A 3,286-nucleotide genomic window follows, 5' to 3' on the forward strand; every position below is an offset into this window, starting at 1 on the left:
GGATGATCCCGGACCCCGAGCCCTGGCCCTGCTGGCCGGCCACCTGGATGGACACCACGGACGGCAGCACGGATGTCGCCACCGACTCGACCGAGCCCTCGGCCGCCGGCGTGTCGCCCTGGTYGACCACCGGTGCGGTCGTGGTCGCCGAGCTGGAGGCCGGTGCGGCGTCGCCCTGCGTCTGGTCGAAGAGCGCCGCACCACCGAACCCGGCGCCGCCGCCCACGAGGAGGGTCGTGGCGAGCACGCCGGCGACCAGCCCGCCGCGGCGGCGTCGCTTCGGGGCGGGCGGGCCCTGCTGGTAGGGAGTCCCGTACGGGCTGGTGGCGTACGGATTCGTCGTCGGGTCCTCGAACGGGGGAGGGGGCGGAGTGCTCATGTCCCGAGTGTGTGCCGCGACCCTGTGTCCTGGCTGAGAGGGCGCTGGGAAGGTCCCGAGACGTCAGCGGGGGCGTCATTCGCAACGGGCGGGGGTCGAACGGCGCCGACCGAGGCGGACACTGGCGGCGACCGACAGGGGCGGCAGGGGGCCGGCCGGACACTGGCGGCGCCCGACAGGGTGCTGGCCGACCCAGCCGTCGTACGCCGCCAGTCTGGGTCGCAGGGCGCCGGGTGACCGCATTCATCGACCCCTCCGGGTGCGCCATGCCGACCGTCCTACGCTCGCCGAACCGCATGCACGAGGTGATCCCCGGCGTCCGCGTCGAGGGGTCCGTGAGGGTGGACGGGGAGTCGCTGTACGAGCCCAACGTCGACCCAGGGCCGTCGCAGCTGGCGGCGCCCGACAGGGTGCTGGCCGACCCAGCCGTCGTACGCCGCCAGTTGCCGCAGGGCCACCCGGAGCCGATCCGGCCCGGACCCACGACGGCGGTCCCGAGCGCCGACACCATCACTTGCCAGGATGGAAAGTCTTCCCTAGTCTTTCCGTCATGGAAAGTATCTCTGCTGACGACGCCCGCCGGTCGCTCGACTCGATCGTCGCCTCGCGTCAGGACGTCGCCGACCGGTTGACCACGCCGCCCTGGTACTACCCGGTGCTCGGACTCCTGATCGCCCAGATGGTGCTCGTCCACGGCCTGGTGGGGGACCGGCCCGCGGTGTTGTCGGCCCTGCTCGTCGTCCTGGGCTCGGGATGGCTGGTGCGCACCTATGCCGGCCACACGGGCCTGCGGATCTCGAGGCCCTCCGGTCGGCGCAGCGCCGCCGCCCTGGCGGCGTTCGCCGTGGGCCTGGCCACCCCCGTCCTGGTCGTCACCCTCGTCGACGACATCGCCACCGGGACCGTGCTCGCGCTCGCCGCCGTCTCCCTCTTCTCCACCGTCGTCCTCGGCCCGGTGTACGACGCCACCTACCGCGCCGACCTGCGGCGTCGCTCCGACGTGGCCCCCGCATGACGACCGCCCGCTTCGACGAGGTGGTCCACGCTCCCCATCGTCTGCGGATCTGCGCGGTCCTCGCCGCGGTCGACAAGGCCGAGTTCGGCACCCTGCGCGAGTCGCTCGGGGTGGCCGACTCCGTCCTCAGCAAGCACCTCAAGGTGCTCGTGGACGCGGGCTACGTGGTCCTGGACAAGCCGAGCGGCTCCGGGCGGGTCAAGACCTGGGCCAGCCTCACCCGGGCCGGGCGCGCGGCCTTCGCGGGCCACGTCGCTGAGCTGCAGCGGCTCGCCGCGGCGGCCGACCTGCCGCTCTGAGGCGGGGCCGCGCGCGGAGGCCGGGACTCCAGGCCCACGACGCACGACGCCCCCGACAGGAGACCTGTCGGGGGCGTCGTACATGACGGTGCGTCAGCGGACGATCAGGCCCAGCGCTCGGAGGCGGGGGTGAAGGTCAGCTGGCGGTCGCCGGTGTAGATCTGCTTGGGGCGTGCGATCTTCTGGTCCTTGTCCTGGACCAGCTCGAGCCACTGCGCGAGCCAGCCGGGCGTGCGTCCGATCGCGAAGAGGACGGTGAACATCTCCGGCGGGAACTGGAACGCCTCGTAGATGAGGCCGGAGTAGAAGTCGACGTTGGGATAGAGCTTGCGCTTGACGAAGTACTCGTCCTCGAGCGCGATCTTCTCCAGCTCCTTGGCGATGTCCAGCAGCGGGTTGGTGCCGGTCACCTCGAAGACGTCCTCGGCGGACTTCTTGATGATCTTGGCGCGCGGGTCGTAGTTCTTGTAGACCCGGTGGCCGAAGCCCATCAGCTTCTCGTTGCCGTCCTTGACCCCCGCGATGAACGCCGGGATGTTCTCCTTGGACCCGATGCGCCGCAGCATCCGGAGCACGGCCTCGTTGGCGCCGCCGTGCAGCGGGCCGAAGAGGGCGCCCACGCCGGCCGCCACCGCGGAGTAGGGGTCGACCTGCGTCGAGCCCACCGAGCGGACGGCGTTGGTGGAGGCGTTCTGCTCGTGGTCGGCGTGCAGGATGAAGAGCACGTCGAGGGCCTTGACGAGGCGCTCGTCGGCCTCGAACTTCTTCTCGCTCATCTTGAAGAGCATCGAGAGGAAGTTGGCGGTGTAGCCGAGGTCGTTGTCGGGGTAGACGAACGGCTTGCCCTGCGCGTGCCGGAAGGACCAGGCGCCGAGGGTGGGCATCTTGGCGATCATCCGCACGATCTGCATGTGCCGGTTGTCCGCGTCGGTGATGTTGCGCGCGTCCGGGTAGAACGTCGACAGCGCACCGGTGGAGGCCATCAGCATGCCCATCGGGTGGGCGTCGTAGCGGAAGCCCTCCATGAAGGACTTCACGTTCTCGTGGACGAACGTGTGGTAGGTGATCTCGTGCACCCACGCGTCGTACTCCGCCTTGGTGGGCAGCGCGCCGTGGATGAGGAGGTAGGCCACCTCGAGGAAGTTGGACTTCTCGGCCAGCTGCTCGATGGGGTAGCCGCGGTACTCCAGGATGCCCTGGTCGCCGTCGATGTAGGTGATCGCGCTGCGACACGACGCCGTGTTGACGAAGCCGGGGTCGTAGGTGGCCAGACCGGGCTGGTCGTCGCCGACCTTGATCTGACCGAGGTCCTTGGCGGCAATGGTCCCGTCGGTGATCGGGATCTCGTAGTCCTGGCCGGTGCGGTTGTCGCGTACGGTCAGGGTGTCGTTGCCGGCAGCTTCGTTGCTCACGTCGGCTCCTTGATGGGTTCGTGGGATTCCCGCCCAACCTAGCCGCGACCCCGCGCGGGGTGCCAACCCGCCCCCGCCGTTGGTGGACAGCGCCCCCGCGCCGTTTTGACCCCCCTCCGACCGGCGCCGTAGTCTTGCTGGTCGCGACTCCTGCCGCGCTCCGGTCCGCACGGACCGAGGG

Annotated in this window: 3 protein-coding genes and 2 pseudogenes; 3 read left to right on the plus strand and 2 right to left on the minus strand. The window is 70.4% G+C overall.

The genetic code is table 11. The annotated features are described in order from the left end of the window. Positions 1-379: pseudogene (locus ACXJKL_RS17850) on the minus strand (trypsin); the annotation flags it as partial. A gap of 218 nt (positions 380-597) precedes the next feature. Here ACXJKL_RS17850 and ACXJKL_RS17855 point away from each other — a divergent pair. The 3 genes and pseudogenes from ACXJKL_RS17855 to ACXJKL_RS17865 form a co-directional block, all read left to right on the plus strand. Continuing rightward, a pseudogene (locus ACXJKL_RS17855) lies at positions 598-759 on the plus strand (phosphate ABC transporter ATP-binding protein); the annotation flags it as partial. Positions 760-929: 170 nt separating this feature from the next. Then, the gene (locus tag ACXJKL_RS17860; RefSeq protein WP_457208353.1) at positions 930-1,394 is read left to right on the plus strand and encodes a hypothetical protein; all 465 of its coding nucleotides are present in this window, start codon (positions 930-932) and stop codon (positions 1,392-1,394) included. Further along, complete coding sequence (locus ACXJKL_RS17865; RefSeq protein WP_457208354.1) at positions 1,391-1,693, plus strand: transcriptional regulator; 303 nt, start codon at positions 1,391-1,393, stop codon at positions 1,691-1,693. Before ACXJKL_RS17860 ends, ACXJKL_RS17865 begins: the two co-directional genes overlap by 4 nt. Positions 1,694-1,797: 104 nt before the next feature. Here the strand turns inward: ACXJKL_RS17865 and ACXJKL_RS17870 are convergent, their stop codons facing one another. Next, complete coding sequence (locus ACXJKL_RS17870) at positions 1,798-3,105, minus strand: citrate synthase (RefSeq protein WP_457208355.1); 1,308 nt, start codon at positions 3,103-3,105, stop codon at positions 1,798-1,800. Positions 3,106-3,286 lie beyond the last annotated feature (181 nt).

This window comes from Nocardioides sp. P5_C9_2 (genome assembly GCF_054049555.1).

Bases quoted from the DNA above. Each gene is read 5' to 3' on its own strand.
- ACXJKL_RS17860 (WP_457208353.1), top strand. From the start codon at position 930: ATGGAAAGTATCTCTGCTGACGACGCCCGCCGGTCGCTCGACTCGATC.
- ACXJKL_RS17865 (WP_457208354.1), top strand. From the start codon at position 1,391: ATGACGACCGCCCGCTTCGACGAGGTGGTCCACGCTCCCCATCGTCTG.